We start from the raw sequence: 24,061 nt of genomic DNA, 5'->3' as shown, positions 1-24,061 counted from the left end.
CGCCCACTTAGGACCCACGATGCCGACGACTGGCCGCCCCACCTCCCCCGGTCTCGGCATCGACATCGCCGCGGTGATGACGTCGAGCGCAGCCACCGGGGTGCTCGGTTTCGTGTTCTGGACGGTGGCCGCGCGCGGGTACGACGCCGCCGAGGTCGGGCGGGCGTCGGCGATCATCTCGTCGGCGGCCCTGATCGCGATCCTGGCCAACTTCAGCCTCGGCAGCCTCTATGAACGCTTCCTGCCCTTGGCCGGCGGCCACACCCAACGGGTGGTGCGCACCGGCGTCGCATTGGTCTCGTGTACCGCTCTGCTGTTCGGAATCGTGTTCGTCCTGCTCGGCCCCCGTGCCGCGCTGTTCCCGAAGTGGCCTGAGGCCGTGGTGTTCCCGGCGTTCGTCGCGGTGCTGGCGGTATACGCGCTGCAGGACCAGATCCTGATAGGGCTGAGCCGGGCCCGGATGATCGCGACCAAGAACATCGGCCAGTCCACCGCCAAGCTCGTCGCGGTCGCCGCGCTGATCCCACTGGGCACCGGAGCCGCGATCGTGTGGTCCTGGGTGCTGCCCGCCGCGGTGATCACCGCGATCATCGCGGTGGTGGTGATCCGGCGCGAGACCGCGCGCCGCGACGGGGCCGCCACCCTGCCCCCGCGGCGCGAACTGGTCCAGTTCTTCGCCAGCTCGTACGCCATCAACGCCGTCGGCGTGACGGTCCCGCTGCTGGTGCCGCTGATCGTCGTCGCCCAACTCGGCACCGAGATGAACGCGTACTTCTCCATGTGCTGGCTGGTGGTGAACACGCTCGGCGTGCTCGTCGGGGCCACCGCCGCGCCGTTCATCGCCGCCGCGTCCACACCGGGCGCCGACCTGCGCTCCTGCACAGTGCGTTTCGTTCTGCTGTGTGGCGGCGCCGCACTGACCGGCTGCGCGGCCCTGCTGGTCAGCGCGCCGCTGATCCTCGGCATCCTTGGACCGCAGTACGCCGAGCACGGCACCACCCTGATCCGGATCATGGCCCTCACCCTGCCCTCGGTGGCGCTGATGACCGTCTACACCGCACTGGCCCGGCTGCAGCGCCGGTTGCGGCTCGCGGTGGCCGCACAGCTGCTGCTCGGCATCGTGGTGGTCAGCGGGGTCACGCTGACCACGAGGCGCTGGGGCATCGACGCGATCGGCTACACCTACCTGGCCGCCGAACTGCTCAACACCCTGATCCTGCTGGTGCCCACCGTGCTGCTGCTGCGCAAGGTCGCCGCGACCCCACGCGGCCAGGCCCTCGATTCTGTGCCGCCCGCGGTCACCCGGCCGGACCTGTCCCGCTTCGGCGACGTCGAGCATGACTCGGTGGCAGCACGATTCGCCGAGGTCGCGGCACAGAAACCGGACCACATCGCGCTGCACACCGACCGCGGCTCCCTCAGTTACGGCGAGTTGCACGCCGCCGCGGCCGGCTGGGCGGCGGCGCTGGCCGCCCGCCCCGACCCGCGGTCCGCGGTCGCTCTCGTCGGTGACCTGACCCCGCACACCGCCGCCGTGATCCTGGGCAGCTTCGCCTCCGGCGCCCCGCTGGTTCCGCTGGACACCGGGCTGCCGGTGGACCGGATGACCCATATCTTCGACGCGCTCGAGCAGCAGGCCCGCCCTCTGGGCACCGTGGTGGTCGAGGACGGCGACCGGCTGACCGCACAACTCGGTGGCCGGTATCCGGTGTGGCCGGCCGACCGGGTCGGCGATGCGCCGGCGATGCAGGCCGAGGCTCCGCAGCTGGGTGTGCAGACGGTGACCAGCATCCAGTTCACCTCCGGTTCCTCCGGCGAACCCAAGGCCGTGCTGCACGTCAACGGGACGTGGCTCAGTGACTGGATCCTGCACCGGGACCGGTTCGGCATCGTCGACGGTGCGCGGGTCGCGCTGTGCATGCCGGTCAGCTTCGCCGCCGGGCTCAACGTGATGATCGGGTCCCTGCTGTCGGGGGCCGAGGTGATCGTGGTCGACCCGCGCAGCTGCACTCCTGAGGCCGCGGCCGACCGGCTGGCCGACACCGACATCGTCATGTGCACCCCGTCGTTCCTGCAGTCGGTGGCTGACGCCGCGCACGGACGCAGCCTGGACCGGGTGCGGCGCATCGTGACCACCGGTGAACCGGTGTACGGCAACGTTCTCCGCCGGGCCCGGGTGCTGGCGCCGAATGCGGTGTTGACCAACTGGGCGGGATCGTCGGAGACGCTGGGCATCGCCCACTTCGACATCTGGCCCGGCGACCCGATACCCGCGGGTGTGGTCCCGGCGGGCGTGGCGGTGCCGCACAAGACGCTGGCCGTCGACGACCAGGGACGGTTGACCGTGACCTCCCCGTACCTGGCTGCCGGCTATCTGTCACCCGCCGGCGCGTCGACCACCTTCACCGAGAACCCGGACGGCAGCCGCACTTTCGTCACCAACGACCGGGCCCGCATCGACGACGGGGTTCTGGTGGTGCTCGGGCGCATGGACGCGGCCCTCAAGATCCGCGGCTACCTGGTCGAGCCCGCCGAGGTGGAGGCCGCGCTGCTGGACTGCCCCGGCATCCGGGAGGCGCTCGTGCTGGCCGACACCACGGCCGAGGCGCCGACCCTGACGGCCTACGTCGCGCCCGTACCCGGAATCCGCACACCGGCGGTCGCCGACATCCGGGCCCAACTGCACGAACGACTTCCGGCCTGGATGGTGCCCCACCATGTGGTGATGCTGGAGGCCCTGCCCCGGAACGAGCGCGGCAAGGTCGATCGGCGGGCACTGCCTGCCCCGGCGCGCGGCCCGATCCTGCCTCCGGCGCCGGGCCTGGAGACCGACGTCGCACGCACCTGGGCGCGGGTGCTGCGCCTCGACGAGGTGGGCCGCGACGAGAACTTCTATGCGCTCGGCGGAGATTCACTGAACGTCCAGCAGCTCATCACCGCGCTCGGGGAGCAGCACGGGGTGCGGCTGACGGCCTCGGACGTGGCCGGTGCGCCCACGGTGGCCCAGTTGGCCCGGACGGTGGCCGCGCGGCGGTCCGGAGTTCCTGTCCCGCAAGGTAACCCGCTCGCGCCGACGACGGTGCTGCTGCGCCCGCCGACGGCCGGCACCCGGGACACGTTGTTCTGCTTCGCCGGTGCCGGCGCCTCGGCGCTGACCTTCGCGCCGCTGGCCGACCGGGTCGACCGCGGCACCGCTGTGGTGGCGTTCCAGGCGCAGGGGCTGGAGAACCGGGCCGTCCCGGACTGGACGGTCGGGCGCGCTGCCCGCAGGCATCTGACGGATCTGCTCGAGCTGCAACCGGAAGGGCCGTACCGGCTGGTCGGTCACTCGCTCGGGGCGTTCATCGCCGTCGACGTCGCCGCTCGCCTGCAGGCGCTGGGCCACGAGGTCGAACTGGTCGCGATGCTCGACCCGTTCCTGCCGCCGCGGACCGTGCGCGCAGCCCGGCGGCACCTGCCCGGGGTGCGGTCCACGCTGCTCGAGCAGACGCCTGCCGACCGGTCGGTGCTGTGGCGGCACCGGTTGTGGCTCCCGCTGGCCGGGATCGCCGAGGGGACCGCGGAGCAGAAGGTCACCGCACTGCGCGAGGTCGGTGTCCGGGTCGGCCGACTGCACCGGCCCCGGCCCTACTCCGGGCGAACCCTGTTGGTGCTCAGCACGTTCAACCTCGACGACGATCGGGTGTGGGCGCGGCTGCTGACCGGCGACCTGACCGTCGAGCGCATCCACTGTGACCACGATTCGGTGGTCAGGGACCCGCATGTCGCCCGGGTCGTCGATCTCATCGGTACGGCGCGGGCGCCCCTCACCCCCTGACGTCGGTCAAGCCGACAGCGCAGGCTGCCCCGCATCGGCGAGGGCGACCACCGAGCGCGCCGAGCGCAACGCGGCGCGGGCACGCACACCCGCGGGTGCGTTCCACTGCACCGGAGCCTCGACGCTGACCGGCACCAGCGGCAGCGCACGCAGCATCGGGACCACCCCGATGCAGCCCTCCCCCGGAAACAGCCGGGCAGAGCGACCCTGGTGGCGCAGTTCGTCCACCGACTCCGGGCGTGGCAACGCGGCATCGCAGATCTGCGCGTAGCGGATCCACTCGTCGGGCACCCTGCTCAGATCCTCGGGGGTGGCCAGTTCGCGGTCGTAGTGGATCGCGTCGACGAGCAGGCCTGCCCCGCTGTCCGCGCAGCGACCGACGATCCGCACGGCCTCGCCGAGGTCGCGCACCTCCGTCCACGGCATCGGCTCCAGGTTCGGCGTCAACCCGAATTCCGCTGCCAGCAGCCCGAGTTCGGCGAGATTGTCCGCGGTCCTGCCGTGGTCGGGGTCGTTGCCGGTGACCAGGACCTGAGTCGCGCCCAGGTAGGCGCCGGTCTCCAGGAACGCGGTGAAGTCGTCACGCACCCGCGTCTCGGGGCGCAGTCGGAGCACTTCGATGTCCAGGACGAACAGTCCGGTGTCGGCGAGCCGGCTCCGCGTCTCGCGGATCATCGGGGTGATGCCGACGGTCGGCCGGATCGGCTCCTGCTCGGTGGCCCTGATCAGCCGCAGCCCGACTCCGTCGTAGCCGGCCTCGGCCGCACAGGCCACCAACTCGGGCGGGCCCAGCTCGAGCACGGTCAGCGGGGCCAGACAGATGGGGCGGGCCTGGTCGGCAACCGGCTTCCGACGGCCTGGCAGAAAGCTCACGGACGTTCCTCACTCTGCGGGGTAGCCCCATTCTCGGCGAAAATATGCCGTGGTGGGCGGCTACCCCCGTCGCCCGGGTGCGTACGGTGTGTGCCATGGCTGAGTTGGATCCCGTACTGCAGAAGGTGCTGGAGGTCGTCCCGTTCCAGCTGACCACCGAGGGCGGCCCCGAGCAGGCCCGGCGCCGGTTCGCGGAACTGCCCCGCAATCCGATCCTTCCTGAGGTCACCGCGCAGGACCGCACTATCGACGGACCGGCGGGACCGATCGCGGTGCGCGTGTACCGTCCGCCGCCGAGGACGCCGTGCTGCCGCTGGTGGTGTTCATCCACGGCGGCGGCTGGAGCATCGGTGACCTCGACACCTACGACGGCACGGCGCGCATGCACGCCATGGGCGCCGGCGCGGTGGTGGTCTCGGTGGAGTACCGGCTGGCCCCCGAGCATCCGTATCCGGCTGCGGTGGAGGACGTCTGGGCCGCCACCCGGTGGGTGACCGACAACGCCGCCGAGCTCGGCGCCGACCCGGAACGGCTGGCCGTGGCCGGTGACTCGGCGGGCGGCAACCTCGCCGCGGTGGTCGCGCAGTCGGCCCGCGACGCCGGTATGTCGCTGCGGTTCCAGCTGCTGTGGTACCCGTCGACGACGTTCGACACCTCGCTGCCGTCGTTCACCGAGAACGCCGACGCGCCGGTCCTGAACCTGGCCGCGTGCAAGGGCCTCACCCGCTGGTACGTCGCCGACACCGATCTGTCCGACCCGCCGGCCACCCTGGTGCCCGCGCGTGGCGACCTCGCCGGCCTGGCGCTGGCCTACATCGCCGTCGCCGGGCACGACCCGTTGCGCGACGACGGACTCCGCTACGCCGAACTGCTCACCGCGGCCGACGTGCCGGTCGAGGTGCATCACGCCGAGTCGCTGGTGCACGGCTACCTCGGGTACGCCGGCATCGTGCCCGCGGCCACCGAGGCCACCGATCGAGGGCTGGCCGCGCTGCGTTCTGCGCTGAAGTAGGGAGCGGTCGGCGGGTGAACGGCCGAAAATGCAGTGAGGGTCGTGATCCCGGAAGGATCACGACCCTCAGCGCAAACTCGGGAGACTAGACGGCGGCCTTGAGCTCGTCGACCTTGTTCAGCTGCTCCCACGGCAGGTCGATGTCGGTACGGCCGAAGTGCCCGTACGCCGCGGTCGGCGCGTAGATGGGGCGCAGCAGGTCCAGGTCGCGGACGATCGCACCGGGACGCAGGTCGAAGACCTCGCCGATGGCCTTCTCGATCTTGACCGGGTCGACGGTCTCGGAGCCGAAGGTTTCGACGAAGAGACCGACGGGCGCAGCCTTGCCGATCGCGTAGGCGACCTGAACCTCGACGCGCTCGGCCAGGCCGGCGGCGACGACGTTCTTGGCCACCCAGCGCATCGCGTACGCCGCCGAACGGTCCACCTTGGACGGATCCTTGCCGGAGAACGCACCGCCGCCGTGGCGAGCCCAGCCTCCGTAGGTGTCGACGATGATCTTGCGGCCGGTCAGGCCTGCGTCACCCATGGGTCCGCCGAGGACGAACTTGCCGGTCGGGTTGACCAGGATCCTCGGGTTCGAGGTGTCCAGCGTCTCGTGGCCGAGTTCGGTGAGCACCGCGTCGATGACGTGCTGCTTGATCTCGGGGGCCAGCTGGCTCTCCAGATCGATGCCGTCGGCATGCTGGGTGGACAGCACCACGGTGTCGAGGCGCACCGGGGTGGTGCCGTCGTACTGCACGGTGACCTGGGTCTTGCCGTCGGGACGCAGGTAGGCCAGCGTGCCGTTCTTGCGGACCTCGGTCAGCTTGCGCGAGAGCCGGTGGGCCAGCGCGATCGGCAGCGGCATCAACTCGGGGGTGTCGGCGATCGCGTAGCCGAACATCAGGCCCTGGTCGCCGGCGCCCTGGGAGTCCAGCGGATCGGCGGCACCCTCGACGCGGGTCTCGTGTGCGGTGTCCACGCCCTGGGCGATGTCCGGCGACTGCGCGCCGATGCCGATGTTCACGCCACAGGTCAGGCCGTCGAAGCCCTTCTCCGAGCTGTCGTAGCCGATCTCCAGGATGCGCTCCCGGACGGTGTTGGTGATGTCGGCGAACGCCGTCTTGGCGGCGGTGGTGACCTCACCGACGACGTGTACCTGCCCGGTCGTCACCAGTGTCTCCACCGCGACGCGGGACTTGGGATCTTCGGCGAGCAACGCGTCGAGCACCGAGTCGCTGATGGCGTCACAGATCTTGTCGGGGTGTCCTTCGGTCACCGACTCACTGGTAAACAGCCGAGCTTCACTCACGTCCGATTCCTTCCACTCAAGCGAACCTGAGATAGTTAGTCAGTCAACTTATACCTGCGGAGGCAACGCCGCGCCGGGTGCCTCTAGCACCCAAGCGTGTCCCCCCGCTGCGCGCAACCCTTACGCGCACGCTGACGTGTGCTGTCTGGCCTACCCTCCACCTGAGTGCAGGCAACCTGCGATCGCGTCCACAATACGACTCGCGATGACGGTCTTCGACCCATGCTCCAGCGCCGTCTCCGTGCCGTCGGCCGACAACAGCCACCCGTCGTTGTGGTCTACCTCGAAGGCCCGGTTCTCTCCGACCGCGTTGACGACCAGCAAATCGCAGCCTTTGCGCCGCAGCTTGGCCCGGGCGTGGAACAGCACGTCGCCGTTCGCGTCGCCGGTCTCGGCGGCGAATCCTACGATGGCCTGCATGTTGGGCAGCTGTCCGTCGCGGCGGGCCCGGACTGCGCCGGCCAGCACGTCGTCGTTGCGGATCAGCTCGATGGTGGGGTCGCCCTCTTCGGTCGGACCCTTCTTGATCTTGCTCGTGGCCGGGTTGGCCGGCCGGAAGTCGGCCACCGCGGCGGCCATCACGAGCACGTTCGCGTCCGGCGCGTGCTTGGACACCGCGTCGCGCAGTTGCGCGGCCGATCCGACATGGGCGACGTGCACGCCTGCCGGGCCGACCAGTCCGGCGGTGTTACCGGCGATGAGGGTGACGTCGGCGCCGCGCTGGGCCATCACCCGGGCCACCGCGTAGCCCTGCTTGCCGGAGCTGCGGTTGCCGATGAAGCGCACCGGGTCGATCGGCTCACGGGTGCCGCCGGCGGTCACCAGGACCTTCACGCCGGCCAGGTCGTAGGGCAGCGCGTCGGCGCGGGCCAGCAGCAGCTGGGCCAGCGTGCTGATCTCCTCGGCCTCGGGAAGTCGTCCGGGTCCGGTGTCGGCGCCGGTGAGCCGACCCGAGGCGGGCTCCATGACGACCGCTCCGCGCTTGCGTAGCGTCGCCACGTTCTCGCTGGTCGCCGGGTGCAGCCACATCTCGGTGTGCATCGCCGGCGCGTAGAGCACCGGACACCGCGCGGTCAGCAGTGTCGCGGTCAGCAGGTCGTCGGCACGCCCGACGGTGGCCCGGGCCAGCAGGTCGGCGGTCGCCGGAGCGACGACGACGAGGTCGGCGGTCTGGCCGATCCGCACATGCGGCACCTCGTGGACGTCCTCGAACACGCCGGTGTGCACCGGGTTGCCCGACAGCGCCTCGAACGTCGCGGCGCCCACGAAACGCAGCGCGGATTCGGTGGGAACCACCCGCACGCTGTGCCCTGCCTCGGTCAGCTGGCGGACCACCGAAGCGGCCTTGTAGGCAGCGATGCCACCGGCGACGCCGACGATGATCCGCTTGCGCTCCACTGGGGGGCCGCCCCGGCTACTCGCCCTCGGTGTGTTCGAGGAGGTCGCCGTGGATCTCGCGCATCGCGATCGACAGCGGCTTCTCCTGCAGCCCCGGCTCGACGAGCGGGCCGACGTATTCGAGGATGCCGTCGCCGAGCTGGTTGTAGTAATCGTTGATCTGGCGGGCACGCTTGGCGGCGTAGATCACCAGCGCGTACTTGCTCGACGCGCGGTCCAGCAGCTCGTCGATGGGCGGGTTGGTGATGCCCAGCGGTGTGTCGTAGGCGCTGGCGGCGGCCGGATCGATGCCCACCGGGTCGGCGTGCGGGGTGCTCACGTAGAAGTTCTCCTGGCGATTGTGAAGATGAAGCGTCGGATGGTGCAGGGGGCGATCAAGCCTGGTCGTGCCGCACCGGCGCGTGGGCCACCAGCAAGGATACCAATTCTGCGCAGGCAGACTCCAATTGCCCGTTGACGACCACGCGGTCGAAGTCGCCCTGCGCCGCCAACTCGTCTCTGGCGGTCTGCAGCCTGCGCGCCCTCACCTCGGGTGTCTCGGTGCCCCGGCCGATCAGGCGCCGCTCCAGCACCTCCCAGCTGGGGGGTGCCAGGAACACGGTGACGGCCTCGGGCAGCGCCCGTTTGACCGCTCGTGCACCGGCGAGGTCGACCTCGATCAGTACCGGTCTGCCCGCCTCGGTGGCCGCACGCACCGGCGCGGCCGGGGTGCCCGAACGGTGCAATCCGCCGTGGATGTCCGCCCATTCGAGGAGCGCGCCCTCGTCGATGAGCTGCTGAAATCGCTCTGCCGTCACGAAGAAGTAGTCCACTCCGTCGACTTCACCGGGCCGCGGGGCGCGCGTGGTCGCCGAGACGCTGAAGTACATGTCCGGGATCCGCTCGCGCAGGCACCGGACGACGGTGGACTTTCCGACGGCAGAGGGGCCGGACAACACCAGGACCGTTGCCCTGGATGCGCCGTCCGGCCCTCTGCCCTCGCTCACAGCCCTTTTAGGAAAAGTCGAACTTTTCCAGCAGGGCCTTGCGCTGGCGATCGCCGAGACCGCGCAACCGGCGGGTCGGGGCGATCTCGAGTTCGGTCATGATCTCTTGCGCCTTGACCTTGCCCACCTTGGGCAGGGCCTCGAGCAGCGCGGAGACCTTCATCTTGCCCAGGACCTCATCGGTCTCTGCGTCCTTGAGCACCTGCTTGAGGTTGGTGCCGCCGCGCTTGAGCCGGTCTTTGAGCTCGGCTCGCGCTCGACGTGCGGCAGCAGCCTTCTCCAACGCTGCCGCGCGCTGTTCGTCGGTCAACTGGGGAAGGGCCACGGGTTTCCTCCGTATCGTCCATCAACTGATTTGTCTCGGCTGGTAGTGGCGGAACCAGAACCAGCCAGCGTGGACGACCGTACCCACGCAGCCTGACGAAAGCTAACCCCACCCCCGGCTTGTCGCATCAAAACCCCAGCGTGTAGCGCGCTGCCCGACACCTGCCCAGTCTGCGCAGACGCAGCGTCGGCACACGCCTGCCGGGGTCTTTCGATACCAAACAGCCTGCATACGACAGGTATTCGTGGTTCCGGGATGTTTGCCGGCGAAACTACCTGCCGTGTGGCCCCCGGGCACGTGGCGCGGTGACGTGATCCTCTGAGAATTTCCCTGGTCATCGCGTGTCGGGCGTGTCGCAACCGCCCGGCGCGACGAGCGTCCTAGCTGCCCAGATAGGCGACGGAGTCGCGCATCCGCGCGGCGGCCGCGCGCAGCTTCGCGAGGTCCGGACCGGCCCGCAGCACGTCACGGGAGACCGCGGGCAGCAGCCGGCCCGGCGCCGCCCCTCCGAGGCCCGCGAGGGCCTCCGGGCGACCGCCCTGGGCACCGACCCCCGGCACCAGCACGGGGCCGTCCAGCGCGCTGACGTCAGGCGGGTCGGCCAGCGTCGCACCGACCACCACCCCGACGTCGCTGCTTCCGGTACTGCGGTTGACCTCGGCGGCGGCGTCCACGATCGACTGCGCCACCGTGCGCCCGCCCGCCCCGGCGGCGCGCTGCACCGACGCGCCCTCCGGGTTGGACGTCGCGGCCAGCACGAAGACCCCCCGGCCGTGTTCGCGGGCGGTGTCCAGCAGCGGCTGCAGCGACCCGAACCCCAGGTAGGGCGATGCCGTCACCGCGTCGGCGGCCAGCGGCGAGTCACCGGCCCAGGCGGCCGCGTAGGCGGCCATGGTGGACCCGATGTCGCCACGCTTGGCGTCGGCGAGCACCAGCACCCCGGCCTCCCGCAGGTCGGCGATCGTGCGCTCCAGCACGGCGTAGCCGGCCGACCCGTACGCCTCGAAGAACGCGACCTGCGGCTTGACCACCGCGAAGTCCTGAAACGCCGCCACACACAGCTCGCTGAACGCGGCCAGCCCGGCGGCGTCGGTGCTCAGCCCCCAGGCCCGCAGCAGTTCGGGATGCGGGTCGATGCCCAGGCACAGCGGGCCGCGCAGCGCCATGGCCTCGGCGAGACGTTCACCGAACCCGCTCACCGTCAGGAGCCCAGCACGCTGTGCAGTTCCTGCAGCGACATCACGCCGATGTCGCCGCGGATGCCCGCCTCGATGCCCTGCACGGCCGCCGAGGCGCCCTGCACCGTGGTCACACACGGAATGTTCATCGACACCGCGGCCGAACGGATCTCGTACCCGTCGATCCGTGGCCCCGAGTTGCCGTACGGGGTGTTGATCACCATGTCGACATCGCCTGCCCTGATCGCGTCGACCGCCGACAGCGCGGGCCGGTCGGGGCTGGGCTCCTCGAAGTGCTTGCGTACCTCGTCGCACGGAATTCCGTTGCGCCGCAACATCTCCGCGGTGCCCTCGGTGGCCAGGATCTTGAAGCCCAGGTCGGCCAGCCGCTTGACCGGGAAGACGAGCGAGCGCTTGTCCCGGTTGGCCACCGACACGAACACCGTGCCCTGTGACGGCAGCGAGCCGTAGGCGGCGGTCTGGCTCTTGGCGAACGCGCTGCCGAAGTCGTGGGCGATACCCATCACCTCGCCGGTGGACTTCATCTCCGGCCCGAGCAGCGAATCGATCTGGGAGCCGTCGGATTTGCGGAACCGGTGGAACGGCAGCACCGCCTCCTTGACCGCCACCGGCGCGTTGCGCGCGGTCATGGCGCCGTCGCCGGTGCGCGCCAGCACACCTTCTTCCCGCAGCTGGGCGATGCTCGCGCCCAGCATCACCCGGGCACACGCCTTGGCCAGCGGAACCGCGGTGGCCTTGGATACGAACGGCACGGTGCGGCTGGCGCGCGGGTTGGCCTCCAGCACGTAGAGGACGTCGTCCTTGAGCGCGTACTGCACGTTGAGCAGGCCGACCACGCCGATCCCGAACGCGATCGCCTCGGTGGCCTGCCGCACCGCCTCGATGTCGCTGCGCCCCAGGGTCACGGGGGGCAGCGCACACGCCGAGTCGCCGGAGTGGATGCCGGCCTCCTCGATGTGCTCCATCACCCCGCCGAGGTAGACCTCGGTCCCGTCGCACAGCGCGTCCACGTCGATCTCGATCGCGTCTTCGAGGAAGCGGTCGACGAGCACCGGGTGTTCCGGCGACAGCTGGGTGGCGCGGGTGATGTAGCCCTCGAGGGTGTCCTCGTCGTAGACGATCTCCATGCCGCGGCCGCCCAGCACGTAGGACGGCCGGACCAGCACCGGGTAGCCGATCTCGGCGGCGATCCGGCGGGCCTGGTCGAAGCTGGTGGCCATGCCGAAGCGAGGCGCGGGCAGTCCGGCCCGGCGCAGCACCTCACCGAACTCGCCGCGGTCCTCGGCCAGGTCGATGGCCTCGGGCGGCGTGCCGACGATCGGCACCCCGGCCTTCTCCAGGCGTTCGGCGAGCCCGAGCGGGGTCTGCCCGCCGAGCTGCACGATGACCCCGACCACGCCGGGACCGCCCTCCCCGGACTGCTGTTCGGCGTAGTAGATCTCCAGCACGTCCTCGAACGTCAGCGGCTCGAAGTACAACCGGTCGGCGGTGTCGTAGTCCGTGGACACCGTCTCCGGGTTGCAGTTGATCATCACGGTCTCGAAGCCGGCCTCGCTGAGCGTGGTCGCCGCGTGCACACAGCTGTAGTCGAACTCGATGCCCTGCCCGATGCGGTTGGGTCCCGACCCCAGGATCAGCACCTTGGGCCGTTCGGTCTGCGGGGCCACCTCGGTCTCGGCGGCGGGGTCCAGCTCGTAACTGCTGTAGTGGTACGGCGTCTTGGCCTCGAACTCGGCGGCACAGGTGTCCACGGTCTTGAACACCGGGTGGATGCCGAGGCGTTGCCGCAGCGCGCGCACACCCATCTCCCCCGCCAGTTCCGGGCGCAGCGCCGCGATCTGGCGGTCCGAGAGCCCGTTGTGCTTGCTGCGGCGCAGCAGTTCGGCGCCCAGCACCGGCGCGTCGATCACTTCGGCGCGCAGCCGCACGAGCCCGCTGATCTGGTCGACGAACCACGGGTCCACCCCGGAGGCCTCGGCGACCTGTTCGACGCCGGCGCCCAGGCGCAGCGCGTACTCGATGTCGTAGAGCCGGCCGTCGGTCGGCGTGCGCAGCCGGGTGAGCACCTCATCGACGTCGCCGTCGGGGTCCGCGGCGGTCCAGAAGCCGGTGCGGCTGGTCTCCAGGGACCGCATCACCTTGCCGAGGGCCTCGATGAAGTTGCGGCCCAAAGACATCGCCTCGCCCACCGACTTCATCGTGGTGGTCAGCGTGCCGTCGGCGCCCGGGAACTTCTCGAACGCGAACCGGGGCGCCTTGACCACGACGTAGTCCAGAGTCGGCTCGAAGCAGGCCGGCGTCTCCTTGGTGATGTCGTTGACGATCTCGTCCAGGGTGTAGCCGATCGCCAGCTTCGCCGCGATCTTGGCGATCGGGAACCCGGTGGCTTTGGAGGCCAGCGCCGACGACCGCGACACACGCGGGTTCATTTCGATGACGATGAGCCGCCCATCCGCCGGGTTGACCGCGAATTGGATGTTGCAGCCGCCGGTGTCCACGCCGACCTCACGCAGGATCTCGATGCCCAGCGTGCGCATGGTCTGGTACTCGCGGTCGGTCAGCGTCATCGCCGGGGCGACGGTCACCGAATCGCCGGTGTGCACGCCCATCGGGTCGAAGTTCTCGATCGAGCACACCACCACGACGTTGTCGCGGCCGTCGCGCATCAGCTCGAGCTCGTATTCCTTCCACCCGAAGATGGATTCCTCGATGAGCACGTTGGCCGACGGCGATGCCGCCAGGCCCTCACCGGCCATCCGCTCGACGTCCTCGGCCGAGTACGCCATGCCGGACCCGAGACCGCCCATCGTGAAGCTGGGCCGCACGACCACCGGCAGGCCGAGGTCGGCGACGGTGTCACGCACCTCGTCCATGGTGTAGCAGACCCGGCTGCGGGCGGACTCGCCGCCGACCTTGGTGACGATGTCCTTGAACTTCTGCCGGTCCTCGCCGCGCTGGATGGCGTCGAAGTCCGCGCCGATCAGCTCCACGTCGTAGCGCTCGAGGGCGCCGTTCTCGTACAGCTTGACCGCGGTGTTCAACGCGGTCTGGCCGCCGAGCGTGGCCAGCAGCGCGTCGATCTTGTTGCCGCGCTCGGCCTGCTGGGCGATGACCTTCTCGACGAACTCCGCGGTGATCGGCTCGACGTAGGTGTGGTCGGCGTACTCGGGGTCGGTCATGATCGTGGCCGGGTTCGAGTTGATCAGGGTGACCTGCAGGCCCTCGGCCCGCAGCACCCGGCACGCCTGGGTGCCGGAGTAGTCGAACTCCGCGGCCTGGCCGATGAGGATCGGGCCGGACCCGATCACCAGGACGTGGTTGAGATCTGGGCGACGTGGCATTAGTTGGACTCCCCGGGCTTGCCCTGGTTCATGAGGTCGATGAACTGATCGAAGAGGTATTCGGCGTCCCGCGGGCCCGCGGCCGCCTCGGGGTGGTACTGCACCGAGAAGGCGCGGCCGTTGCTCAGCCGGACCCCCTCCACCACACCGTCGTTGGCGCAGGTGTGGCTGACCTCGGCCCGGCCGAACGGCGTGTCGAACGTCTGGCCCGCCTCGCCTTCCAACGCGAAGCCGTGGTTCTGCGCGGTGATCGAGACCCGGCCGGTGGTGTGGTCCATCACCGGGATGTTGATGCCGCGGTGGCCGAACACCATCTTGTAGGTGGCCAGCCCCAGCGCCCGGCCCAGGATCTGGTTGCCGAAGCAGATGCCGAACAACGGGATACCGGCTTCGAGCACGTCGCGGGTGACGGCGACGATGTGGTCGGCGGTCGCCGGGTCGCCCGGACCGTTGGACAGGAAGACACCGTCGGGCTTGACCTCGGCGATCTGCTCGAACGTCGCCGCGGACGGCAGCACCACACTGCGGATGCCCCGCTTGGCGAAGTTGCGCGGTGTGTTGGTCTTGATGCCCAGGTCCAGAGCCGCCACGGTGAATCTCGGCGGCCCTTCGGGTTCGACCACATATCCGGCGTCGGTGCTGACCTCGCCGGCCAGGTCGGCGCCGAGCATGGACTCCTGACCGCGCACCCGGCTGACCAGTTCCTCGACCGGCGCCTCGGCGGCGGCGCCGCTGAAGATGCCTGCCTTCATCGAGCCACGGCTGCGCAGGTGGCGCACGACCGCGCGGGTGTCGATGCCGGCGATGCCGACGATGCCCTGACGTGTGAGCTCGTCGTCGAGGGTGCCGGTGGCCCGCCAGTTCGACGCGCGCGGCGACGGGTCCCGGACGGCGTAGCCGGCGACCCAGATCTTGTCGCCGCGGCTTTCGCTGTCGTCGTGGTTCCAGCCGGTGTTGCCGATCTGCGGCGCGGTGGCGATCACGATCTGGCGGTGGTAGCTCGGATCGGTGAGCGTCTCCTGATATCCCGACATCCCGGTCGAGAACACCGCCTCACCGAGGGTCTCGCCGACCGCGCCGAACGTCGTGCCGGTGAATATGCGGCCGTCCTCCAGCACCAGCAGGGCCTTGTTCGTCATGCCACCTCCTCGGGGAGCCATTTCGCGTAGTCGCCGCGGTTGTCGGCGCGGAACCCGGTGTCGATCTCGGTCCCCGACGGCAGTCGCCAGCGGATCGCCAGGATGCCCTCGTGGGTCAGGGCCTTACCGGCCAGGTTCTTCTCGGTGCGGATCTCGGAGATGGCGTCGTCGGGTATCCAGATCGGCCCGGCGCCGGTGCGCTGCAACATGATTCCTTCGGGGTAGCGGGTGAGGACGGCTTTGGCGCGGAAGCCCAGGTCGCCGGCGGCGACGCGGTCGTTCCAGTGCGGCGCCAGCGTGCTGCCGATGTAGAGGCCCTTGGTGGCAGGGATGAGCGCCGGCCCCACGCTGTCGGGCAGCGACGGCAGCGTGCCGATCAGCTTGGCCTGGCGTTCGACTCGGCGTCGCCAGCCACGCATCATCGCCTGGATCAGCACCGCGATCAGCAACGCCAGGATCGCCGCGAGCACCAGCGAGGCCACCAGCGTCGGGGTGTTCACTCCGTCACCTTCCCGTCGCGCGCGGTGATCCTGCCGCGCAGCATCGTCACGGTGACCACGGCCGGCAGTTCCATGTCCTCATACGGCGTGTTGTCCGAGCGGCTCGCCAGCGCCGGGCCCTGTACGGTCCAGCGCGCCGCCGGGTCGACCACGGTCAGGTTGGCCGGCTCACCGACCTCCAGCGGTCGGCCCTGATCCGGCAGACCGACGATCCGCGCGGGTGCCTCGCTCATCACCCTGGCCACGTCACGCCAGGTCAGCAGGCCGGGCTCGACCATGGTCTCGGCGACGACCGAGAGAGCGGTCTGCAGACCCAGCATGCCGGGCTTGGCGTTGGCGAACTCGCACATCTTCTCGTGCTCGGCGTGCGGCGCGTGATCGGTGGCCACGCAGTCGATCACGCCGTCGGCGAGCGCCTGCCGCAGGGCCACGGCGTCGGCGGCCTCGCGCAGCGGCGGGTTCACCCGGTTGCGCCCGTCGTAGGTCTGCAGGCGGGTGTCGTCGAGCAGCAGGTGATGCGGGGTGACCTCGGCGGTGATCGAGATGCCCTGTTCCTTGGCCCACCTGATCAGCTCCACGGTGCCTGTCGTCGAGGCGTGGCAGATGTGCACGCGGGCGCCGGCGTCGCGGGCCAGCAGCGCGTCGCGGGCGACGATGGACTCCTCGGCCGCGCGTGGCCAGCCGGCCAGCCCGAGCCGGGCGGCGTTCGGGCCCTCGTGGGCCACCGCGCCGACGGTCAGCCGGGGCTCCTCGGCGTGCTGGGCGATCAGCACGCCCAGGCCCGAGGCGTACTCCAGCGCCCTGCGCATGACCAGCGGATCGTCCACGCAGGCACCGTCGTCGGAGAACATCCGGACCTGGCCGGCGCCGGCGGCCATCAGCCCCATCTCGGTGAGCTGCTTGCCCTTGAGCCCGACGGTGACCGCGCCGACGGGGTGGACGTCGACCAGGCCGACCTCCCTGCCGCGGTGCCACACGTGATCGGTGACCACCACCGAGTCGGCGACCGGGTCGGTGTTGGCCATCGCGAACACCGCCGTGTAGCCGCCGAGAGCCGCTGCGGCAGAACCGGTCTCGATGTCCTCGGCGTACTCGCGGCCGGGTTCGCGCAGATGTGTGTGCAGGTCGACGAAGCCCGGCAGCAGGATCTGGCCCGTGCAGTCGATCACCGTGTCGTCGGCGCCCGCGGTCAGGCCTTCGCCGATCTCGGCGATCTGCCCGTCGCGCACCAGCACGTCGACCGGGTCACCCTCGCCGTAGAGACGGACTCCCTTGAGAACCGTCATGCGCTGATCGCCTCCTCTTCAGCTCCGACGAGCAGGTGGAACAGCACCGCCATCCGGACGTGAACACCGTTGGAAACCTGTTGCAGCACTGCCGATTGCGAGGAATCCGCCACCGAGTGCGCGATCTCCATGCCGCGCAGCATCGGCCCAGGGTGCAGCACCACGGCATGCTCGGCCAGCCTGGCCTGCCGCTTCTCCGACAGCCCGTAGCGCACCGAGTACTCGCGGGAGGACGGGAAGAAGCCGCCGTTCATCCGTTCGGCCTGCACGCGCAGCATCAGCACGGCGTCGGCCAGCGGCAGCTCGGCGTCGAGTTCCTGCGACACGGTCACCGGCCAGTCCGCGACCCCGACCGGCAACAGCGTCGGAGGTGCGACGAGCACCACCTCCGCGCCCAGCGTGTGCAGCAGCGCCACGTTGGAGCGAGCGACCCGGCTGTGCAGCACGTCGCCGACGATGACCACGCGCCTGCCCTCGATGGACCCGAGCCGTTGCCGGATGGTCAGCGCGTCCAGCAGTGCCTGGGTGGGGTGCTCGTGGGTGCCGTCGCCGGCGTTGATGACCGACGGGCCACCGTGTTCGTCGACGGTCCAGGCGGCAAGCTGCTGGGCGGCGCCGGAGGCGGGATGGCGGATGATCAGCGCGTCGGCACCCGCGGCGCGCAGCGTCAGCGCGGTGTCCCGCAGCGATTCCCCTTTGGCGACAGAGGATCCCGAGGCGCTGACGTTGATCACGTCGGCGCTCATCCACTTGCCTGCCACCTCGAAGGACACCCGGGTCCTGGTGGAGTTCTCGTAGAACATCGTGATGATGGTGCGGCCGCGCAGCGTGGGCAGCTTCTTGACCTCGCGGCCCACCAGCGCCTCGGCGAACCGGTCGGCGTTGTCGAGGATCGCGGTGGCGTCGTCGCGGCTGAGATCGGCCGCGGTCAGCAGGTGCTTCACCTGGCAGGCCCTCCGTAGGGTGCGATGGAGATCACGTCGACGCCGTCGTCCTCGGTGAGCCGGACCTTGACGTTCTCGGCGCGCGAGGTCGGGACGTTCTTGCCGACGTAGTCGGCGCGGATCGGCAGTTCGCGGTGCCCGCGGTCGACCAGCACGGCGAGCTGGACCGACTTCGGCCGGCCGAGGTCGCGCAGCGCGTCCAGCGCGGAGCGCACCGACCGGCCGGAGTAGAGCACGTCGTCGACGAGGACGACCAGCGCGCCGTCGATACCGCCGTCGGGGATGGAGGTGGCCGCCAGTGCCCGCGGCGGCTTGGTCATCAGGTCGTCGCGGTAGAGGGTGATGTCGAGGGCTCCGTGTGCCACGTCGACGCCGCTGAACTCGGCGATGTTGCGGGCCAGCCGGGTGGCCAGCGTCACGCCGCGAGTGGGGATACCGAGGAGGATGACGCGAGGTCCGTCGGGACCGTCGAGCGCGGTCTTCTCGATGATCTGGTGGGCGATACGAGCGATGGTGCGGCTGACGTCCGCTGAGGACATCAGCTCCCGGTCGTGACCGGGTTGGTCGGTTGAGCCCACGAGTGAGCCTGACCTCCTTCTCCGCCTCACTGGACGGGTCGTTAAAGGATGTCGGAAACTGCGGCGAGCTTAGCACCGTCGCAGGGCAGCGAGGTATTCGGCAGGTAGCCTCGGCCGGATGAACTTCGACCGCAACAAGACCTCCATCGTCGAAGCGATCGACGCCGGACTGCTGGCCGGCGCAGTCACGCTGGTCTGGCACGCCGGCGAGGTGCGGCAGGTCAACGAGTTGGGCTACCGCGACGTCGAGGCGCGGCTACCGATGCAGCGCGACACCATCTTTCGTATCGCGTCGATGACCAAGCCGGTGACGGTGGCCGCGGCGATGTCGTTGATCGAGGAGGGCCGGCTCAACCTCGACGACCGGGTCGCGACCTGGCTGCCCGAACTCGCGGACATGCGGGTGCTGGTCGACCCCCGCGGCCGGCTTGACCGCACCGTGCCCGCGCAGCGGCACATCACCATCGACGACCTGATGACCCACCGCAGTGGGCTCGCATACATGTTCTCGGTCGTGGGTCCGCTGTCGGACGCCTACCGCAAGCTGCCGACCCGCCAGGACCAGGACCGCTGGCTGACCGAACTGGCCGCGCTGCCGCTGGTGCACCAGCCCGGCGAGCGCCTGACCTACAGCCACGCCACCGACGTGCTGGGTATCGCGTTGTCGCGGATCGAGGGCAAGCCGCTCAGCGAGGTCCTCAACGAACGGATCCTCGGCCCACTCGGCATGTCCGACACCGGCTTTCATGTCGGGCCGACCGGCAGGCGGCGCGCGGCCACGATGTACCAGTTGGACAAGGACAACACGCTGCGCCATGACGTGATGGGTCCGCCGCCGATCGTCGATCCCCCGTTCTGCACCGGCGGGGCGGGACTGTTCTCGACGGCGGACGACTATCTGCGCTTCGCCCGGATGCTGCTGGCCGGCGGCGAACTCGACGGCGTGCGGGTGTTGTCCGAGGAGTCGGTGCGCCTGATGCGCACCGATCGACTCACCGACGAACAGAAGCGCCACGACTTCCTGGGTGCGCCGTTCTGGGTCGGCCGCGGGTTCGGGCTGAACCTGTCGGTGGTGACCGATCCCACGAAGTCACGCCAGCTGTTCGGCCCCGGCGGCCTCGGCACGTTCTCCTGGCCCGGCGCCTACGGCACGTGGTGGCAGGCCGACCCGTCGGCCGACGTCATCCTGATCTACCTGATCCAGAACCTGCCGAACCTGACCGCCGACGCGGCCGCGGCGGTCGCCGGGAACACCTCACTGGCCAAGCTGCAGAGCGCTCAGCCGAAGTTCGTCCGCAACACCTATCAGGCTCTGGAGCTTTAGGGCCGTTCTTGTCGGGGCCCGGGGGTAGCGTCGGGTGCATGTTCGAAAGTTTGTTCGATATCGACGATGGGGCGTCGCAGGCCGAGCTGCGGGCGGCCGTCGAGCGGTTGGAGGCGCTGAAGTCCGCGGCTGCGGCGGCCCAGGCGCGCGCGACGGCGTTGTGGGCGGCCAAACGGCACGCGGCCGAGGAGGCGGCCGGGATCCCACCCGCGAAGCGCGGGAAAGGCCTCGGTGCGGAGGTGGCGTTGGCTCGCCACGACGCCCCGGTCTGCGGCGGGCGGCATCTGGGGTTCGCGCAGGCGTTGGTGCACGAGATGCCGCACACGTTGGCCGCGCTGGCGTGCGGGGGGCTCTCGGAATGGCGGGCCACCCTGATCGTGCGGGAATCCGCGTGTCTGTCGGTGGCGCATCGGCGGGAACTGGACGCCGAACTGTGCGCCGATGTCACCAGGTTGGCCGGGTGGGGCAACAACCGGATCGAGGCCGAGGCCAAGAAGATCACCGCCCGGCTGGACGCGGCGGCCGTGGTCGCGCGGGGCCGGGCCGCGGTGGCCGATTGCGCGGTCAGTGTGCGGCCGGTGTCGGACACCATGGTGTGTGTCAGCGTGCGGCTGCCCCTGGCCAAAGGCGTCGGCCTGTATGCGGCGTGTAAACGAGCCGCCGACACCACCTTTGATGCGCGGCCGCGCGGTCAGGTGATGGCCGAGACCGTCTATGAGCGGGTCACCGGCCGGGCTGCCGATCAACCGGTGCCGGTGGCGGTGAGTCTGGTGATGGCCGACACGACACTGGCCGGCGACGATGACGAGCTGGGCTGGCTCGACGGCTACGGCCCAGTGCCGGCCGGGTTCTGCCGGGCGCTGACCGGGGATGCGGCCGCTGACAACGAACCCAAGGCCACGCTGCGGCGGCTGTACCGTCACCCCGACTCGGGGCAGTTGGTGGCGATGGAATCGAAGGCCCGGAAGTTTCCGAAAGGACTGGCGCTGCTGTTGCAGCGCCGCGACCGCACGTGTCGCACGCCGTATTGCAATGCCGCGATCCGCCACCACGACCACGCCGTCCCCGCCCGCGAAGGCGGAAAGACCAGCGCAGCCAACGGGCTCGGACTGTGCGAGGCCTGCAACTACACCAAGGAAGCTCCCGGCTGGCAGGTGACCACCAGCGAGACCGACGGGCAGCATCGGGCCGAGTACGTGACCCCGACGGGAGCGACCTACACCTCGACCGCACCGCAACTGCCGGGGCCGCCGGTGCGACGACGGCTCAGCCTGGCCGAAGGCCGACTCAGCATCGACCTCGTCACCTTCGACGCCGCCTAGCGGCTACAGGGATTGCGAGAGCACCCGGCCGAACTGCAGCAGCCGTTGCATCTGCGCCAGTCCGCCGTTGTCCACGGACTTCACGAAGCGGAACGATTCGCAATAGATGTCGGTCTCGGTCGCCGACTTCTGCCGCGCCCTGGTGACCAACTGCGTGTACAACCGCAGCTTCACCTCCGCCAGCCGGCGCGTGCCGTCTCCGAGCACTTCGTACTCGGTGGACAGCACCTGGTCGGTGATGGTGGACAACAGGATCGTCCGCACCGAGGACAACAAAATCCGGCGTGGCTCGACGGAGACGTCCGACGACGCGACGTCGTCGTCGGCACGCCACATCACCAGGCGGTGCCCGTCGGTGGCGAGCACCTCCTGCCAGAGCGCCTCACCCCACCGCTCGTCGCGCAGTCCCCGCGACATGACGAAGGAGCTGATCGCCGACGGCTCCACCACGGACCGGATCTGATCCAGTGCCAGATCGGGGTCGCGCAGATACACCCGCGCCGCGTCCTGCACGCTCGAATACGGAGCCCAGTCCTGCGGCGCGCCCATCTATGTGCCGCTGCCGCCGTCGGACCTGGCCTGCACCGCAGCGGCCGCCGCGCGGATCTGCGGTGTCACCAGCATCACCTGGCCGAGCACTCCGTTGACGAAGCCCGGCGAATCGTCGGTCGAGAGCTGCTTGGCCAGTTCCACCGCCTCGTCGACGGCCACCGGCTCCGGCACATCCTCGGCGTGCAGCAGTTCCCACACCGCCACCCGCAGGATCGCCCGGTCCACGGCGGGCAGCCGGTCCAGCGTCCAGCCCTGCAGATGCGAGGAGATCAGGTCGTCGATGTGCGCGGCGTGCTCGGTGACCCCGCGCGCCACCGTGACGGTGTACGGGTTCAGCGGAGTGAGGTCATCAGTCTGCTTCTCCGCCAGCGCATTTCGCCCCTCGGCGATCTCCGCCGGCGAGAGGCCGCGGGCCTCGGCCTCGAAGAGGAGGTCGACGGCTCGTTTACGGGCCTGGTGCCGCCCCCGGTCACCCCTCCGGTCAGGCATTGACCCTTCCCAGGTAGCTTCCGTCGCGCGAATCCACCTTGAGCTTGTCGCCGGTGTTGATGAACAGCGGCACCTGGATCTCGGCGCCGGTCTCCATCGTCGCCGGCTTGGTGCCGGCGCTGGAGCGGTCGCCCTGCAGGCCCGGCTCCGTGTGCGCGACCAGGAGCTCGACGGTCACCGGGAGCTCCAGATACAGCGGGGTTCCGTTGTGGAACGCGATCTGCACGGGCATGCTCTCCAGCAGGAAGCCGGCGGCACGGCCGACCAGCGACTCGGGCAGCGGATGCTGCTCGTAGTCCTCGGAATCCATGAACACGAAGTCCGACCCGTCGCGGTACAGATAGGTGGCGTCGCGGCGGTCCACCGTGGCGGTCTCCACCTTCACGCCGGCGTTGTAGGTCTTGTCGACGACCTTTCCGGACACCACGTTCTTCAGCTTGGTCCGCACGAAGGCCGGCCCCTTGCCCGGCTTGACGTGCTGGAACTCGACGATCTGCCACAGCTGGCCGTCGATCTGGAGGACGAGCCCGTTCTTGAAGTCGGCGGTCGATGCCACGCGGTTGTACTCCTAGCTTTCTAGATGATCACCAGTTCCTTGGGGAACCTGGTGAGTAGTTCGGGGCGCTTGTTGACCACGAGCGTGTCCTCGATGCGGACACCGCCGCGGTCGGGCAGGTAGACGCCGGGCTCCACGGTCACCGCAGAGCCAGCAAGCAGTGTACCGGCGGAAGCCGCGTTGATTCCCGGCGCTTCATGGATCTGCAGCCCCACCCCGTGCCCGAGGCCGTGCCCGAAGTTCTCGCCGTACCCGGCGTCGACGATCACCTGCCGTGCCGCCGCATCGACCGCCTTGAGCGCCGCCCCGGGTGCGACGGCCTCGCTGCCTGCCCGCTGGGCGGCGGCGACCAGGTCGTAGAGGTCCCGCTGCCAGTCGGCGACCGGGGCCAGCGCGAACGTCCGCGTCATGTCGGAGTGGTATCCGGCCACCAGTGCGCCGAAGTCGATCTTGACGAAGTCGCCGGCGGCCAGCACGGCGTCGGTGGGCCGGTGATGCGGGACCGCTGAGTTCGCCCCGGCCGCGACGATCGTCTCGAACGACGCGCCGTCGGCGCCGTGCTCGAGCATCAGCGCCTCCAGCTCGTTGCGGACCTCTTTCTCGGTACGGCCTGCGCGCAGCCCACCCCGGTCCACCAGATCCTTCAGCGCCGCGTCGGCGGCCTCGCACGCCAGTCGCAGCAGCGCGATCTCCCCGGCGTCCTTGACCTCACGCAGACCTTCGACGGTGCCTGCGGCACGGACCAACTCACAGCCCTCTCCGGCTGCCTTCGTCAGCGCCGCGAACGCGTCGACGGTGACGACGTGGCTCTCGAACCCCAGTCTGCGGACTCCGGCCGCGGCCGCGCGCGCCGCCAGATGCGGTCCGCAGGCCCGTTCGATGACGACCTCGGCGTCGGGCGACTGCTGCGCGGCCTGGGTCCGGTAGCGCCCGTCGGTCGCCAGCACCGGCGTTTCGTCGTCGACGGAGACCAACAGTGCGGCGTTGGAACCGGTGAAACCGGCCAGATAACGCACGTTGACCAGGTCGGATACCAGCATCGCGTCCAGTCCGGCCTCGGCGAGGCGCTGACGTAAACGGTGGCGGCGCTGAGAAATCGTCACAGCGAGTGACGCTACTCGCTAAG

General features: G+C 70.0%; 20 protein-coding genes and 1 pseudogene. 4 read left to right on the top strand and 17 right to left on the bottom strand.

Annotated elements, in window-relative coordinates:
* Window positions 1-19 precede the first annotated feature (19 nt).
* Window positions 20-3,817, top strand: a complete 3,798-nt coding sequence (locus C6A87_RS12440; protein WP_311117490.1) for an alpha/beta fold hydrolase — start codon at window positions 20-22, stop codon at window positions 3,815-3,817.
* Window positions 3,818-3,823: 6 nt separating this feature from the next.
* On the opposite strand, the gene C6A87_RS12435 is transcribed toward C6A87_RS12440, so the two are convergent.
* Window positions 3,824-4,690, bottom strand: a complete 867-nt coding sequence (locus C6A87_RS12435; protein ID WP_311117489.1) for a TIM barrel protein — start codon at window positions 4,688-4,690, stop codon at window positions 3,824-3,826.
* A gap of 95 nt (window positions 4,691-4,785) precedes the next feature.
* Here C6A87_RS12435 and C6A87_RS12430 point away from each other — a divergent pair.
* Window positions 4,786-5,702 (top strand): annotated as a pseudogene (locus tag C6A87_RS12430) (alpha/beta hydrolase).
* 85 nt (window positions 5,703-5,787) lie between these two features.
* On the opposite strand, the gene metK reads toward C6A87_RS12430, so the two are convergent.
* From metK to pyrR, 12 genes are all read right to left on the bottom strand, one after another.
* Window positions 5,788-6,996: a methionine adenosyltransferase gene (gene metK, locus C6A87_RS12425; protein ID WP_311117488.1), complete on the bottom strand. Its 1,209-nt coding sequence runs from the start codon at window positions 6,994-6,996 to the stop codon at window positions 5,788-5,790.
* A 150-nt stretch (window positions 6,997-7,146) separates the two neighbouring features.
* Window positions 7,147-8,394 carry a bifunctional phosphopantothenoylcysteine decarboxylase/phosphopantothenate--cysteine ligase CoaBC gene (gene coaBC, locus C6A87_RS12420; RefSeq protein ID WP_311117487.1) on the bottom strand — a complete coding sequence of 416 codons (1,248 nt, stop codon included), beginning with the start codon at window positions 8,392-8,394 and terminating at the stop codon, window positions 7,147-7,149.
* Window positions 8,395-8,410: 16 nt separating this feature from the next.
* Complete coding sequence (rpoZ, locus tag C6A87_RS12415) at window positions 8,411-8,713, bottom strand: DNA-directed RNA polymerase subunit omega (protein WP_003932125.1); 303 nt, start codon at window positions 8,711-8,713, stop codon at window positions 8,411-8,413.
* A 55-nt stretch (window positions 8,714-8,768) separates the two neighbouring features.
* Window positions 8,769-9,380, bottom strand: coding sequence for a guanylate kinase (gmk, locus tag C6A87_RS12410; protein WP_311117486.1), 612 nt, complete (start codon window positions 9,378-9,380; stop codon window positions 8,769-8,771).
* Between the two features lie 7 nt (window positions 9,381-9,387).
* A complete protein-coding gene (gene mihF, locus C6A87_RS12405) occupies window positions 9,388-9,705 on the bottom strand; it encodes an integration host factor, actinobacterial type (RefSeq protein ID WP_003932123.1) in 318 nt (105 codons plus the stop codon).
* 380 nt (window positions 9,706-10,085) lie between these two features.
* Window positions 10,086-10,904, bottom strand: coding sequence for an orotidine-5'-phosphate decarboxylase (gene pyrF, locus C6A87_RS12400; RefSeq protein ID WP_311117485.1), 819 nt, complete (start codon window positions 10,902-10,904; stop codon window positions 10,086-10,088).
* A gap of 2 nt (window positions 10,905-10,906) precedes the next feature.
* A complete protein-coding gene (carB, locus tag C6A87_RS12395; protein ID WP_311117484.1) occupies window positions 10,907-14,245 on the bottom strand; it encodes a carbamoyl-phosphate synthase large subunit in 3,339 nt (1,112 codons plus the stop codon).
* Window positions 14,245-15,384: a glutamine-hydrolyzing carbamoyl-phosphate synthase small subunit gene (gene carA / locus C6A87_RS12390; RefSeq protein WP_311117483.1), complete on the bottom strand. Its 1,140-nt coding sequence runs from the start codon at window positions 15,382-15,384 to the stop codon at window positions 14,245-14,247. The genes carB and carA overlap by 1 nt, the downstream gene beginning before the upstream one ends.
* Window positions 15,381-15,884, bottom strand: a complete 504-nt coding sequence (locus tag C6A87_RS12385) for a transporter (protein ID WP_311117482.1) — start codon at window positions 15,882-15,884, stop codon at window positions 15,381-15,383. Before C6A87_RS12385 ends, carA begins: the two co-directional genes overlap by 4 nt.
* Window positions 15,881-17,170: a dihydroorotase gene (locus tag C6A87_RS12380; RefSeq protein WP_311117481.1), complete on the bottom strand. Its 1,290-nt coding sequence runs from the start codon at window positions 17,168-17,170 to the stop codon at window positions 15,881-15,883. The genes C6A87_RS12385 and C6A87_RS12380 overlap by 4 nt, the downstream gene beginning before the upstream one ends.
* On the bottom strand, window positions 17,167-18,114 hold the full coding sequence (locus tag C6A87_RS12375) for an aspartate carbamoyltransferase catalytic subunit (protein ID WP_311117480.1): 948 nt from the start codon (window positions 18,112-18,114) through the stop codon (window positions 17,167-17,169). The genes C6A87_RS12380 and C6A87_RS12375 overlap by 4 nt, the downstream gene beginning before the upstream one ends.
* A complete protein-coding gene (gene pyrR / locus C6A87_RS12370; RefSeq protein WP_396837093.1) occupies window positions 18,111-18,653 on the bottom strand; it encodes a bifunctional pyr operon transcriptional regulator/uracil phosphoribosyltransferase PyrR in 543 nt (180 codons plus the stop codon). Before pyrR ends, C6A87_RS12375 begins: the two co-directional genes overlap by 4 nt.
* A 157-nt stretch (window positions 18,654-18,810) precedes the next feature.
* On the opposite strand from pyrR, the gene C6A87_RS12365 reads away from it, so the two are divergent.
* Window positions 18,811-20,016 (top strand): serine hydrolase domain-containing protein, encoded by a 1,206-nt coding sequence (locus C6A87_RS12365; RefSeq protein WP_311117478.1) that lies wholly within the window; start codon window positions 18,811-18,813, stop codon window positions 20,014-20,016.
* 38 nt (window positions 20,017-20,054) lie between these two features.
* Window positions 20,055-21,338: an HNH endonuclease gene (locus tag C6A87_RS12360; protein ID WP_311117477.1), complete on the top strand. Its 1,284-nt coding sequence runs from the start codon at window positions 20,055-20,057 to the stop codon at window positions 21,336-21,338.
* Between the two features lie 3 nt (window positions 21,339-21,341).
* Here the strand turns inward: C6A87_RS12360 and C6A87_RS12355 are convergent, their stop codons facing one another.
* The 4 genes from C6A87_RS12355 to C6A87_RS12340 are packed head-to-tail and all read right to left on the bottom strand — an operon-like array spanning window position 21,342 to window position 24,038.
* The gene (locus C6A87_RS12355) at window positions 21,342-21,887 is read right to left on the bottom strand and encodes a hypothetical protein (protein WP_311117476.1); all 546 of its coding nucleotides are present in this window, start codon (window positions 21,885-21,887) and stop codon (window positions 21,342-21,344) included.
* A complete protein-coding gene (gene nusB / locus C6A87_RS12350; RefSeq protein WP_311117475.1) occupies window positions 21,888-22,379 on the bottom strand; it encodes a transcription antitermination factor NusB in 492 nt (163 codons plus the stop codon). It lies immediately after the preceding gene.
* On the bottom strand, window positions 22,372-22,935 hold the full coding sequence (gene efp, locus C6A87_RS12345) for an elongation factor P (RefSeq protein WP_311117474.1): 564 nt from the start codon (window positions 22,933-22,935) through the stop codon (window positions 22,372-22,374). The genes nusB and efp overlap by 8 nt, the downstream gene beginning before the upstream one ends.
* Window positions 22,936-22,955: 20 nt before the next feature.
* A complete protein-coding gene (locus C6A87_RS12340; protein WP_311117473.1) occupies window positions 22,956-24,038 on the bottom strand; it encodes a Xaa-Pro peptidase family protein in 1,083 nt (360 codons plus the stop codon).
* Window positions 24,039-24,061 lie beyond the last annotated feature (23 nt).

The sequence above is a fragment of the Mycobacterium sp. ITM-2016-00317 genome, from assembly GCF_002968295.1.
Lineage (GTDB): Bacteria > Actinomycetota > Actinomycetes > Mycobacteriales > Mycobacteriaceae > Mycobacterium.
This window is presented reverse-complemented; position numbering and strand designations above follow the sequence as displayed.

Bases quoted from the DNA above. Each gene is read 5' to 3' on its own strand.
- C6A87_RS12440 (WP_311117490.1), top strand. From the start codon at position 20: ATGCCGACGACTGGCCGCCCCACCTCCCCCGGTCTCGGCATCGACATC.
- carB (WP_311117484.1), bottom strand. From the start codon at position 14,245: ATGCCACGTCGCCCAGATCTCAACCACGTCCTGGTGATCGGGTCCGGC.
- carA (WP_311117483.1), bottom strand. From the start codon at position 15,384: ATGACGAACAAGGCCCTGCTGGTGCTGGAGGACGGCCGCATATTCACC.
- C6A87_RS12380 (WP_311117481.1), bottom strand. From the start codon at position 17,170: ATGACGGTTCTCAAGGGAGTCCGTCTCTACGGCGAGGGTGACCCGGTC.
- pyrR (WP_396837093.1), bottom strand. From the start codon at position 18,653: ATGTCCTCAGCGGACGTCAGCCGCACCATCGCTCGTATCGCCCACCAG.
- C6A87_RS12365 (WP_311117478.1), top strand. From the start codon at position 18,811: ATGAACTTCGACCGCAACAAGACCTCCATCGTCGAAGCGATCGACGCC.
- C6A87_RS12360 (WP_311117477.1), top strand. From the start codon at position 20,055: ATGTTCGAAAGTTTGTTCGATATCGACGATGGGGCGTCGCAGGCCGAG.
- C6A87_RS12355 (WP_311117476.1), bottom strand. From the start codon at position 21,887: ATGGGCGCGCCGCAGGACTGGGCTCCGTATTCGAGCGTGCAGGACGCG.
- nusB (WP_311117475.1), bottom strand. From the start codon at position 22,379: ATGCCTGACCGGAGGGGTGACCGGGGGCGGCACCAGGCCCGTAAACGA.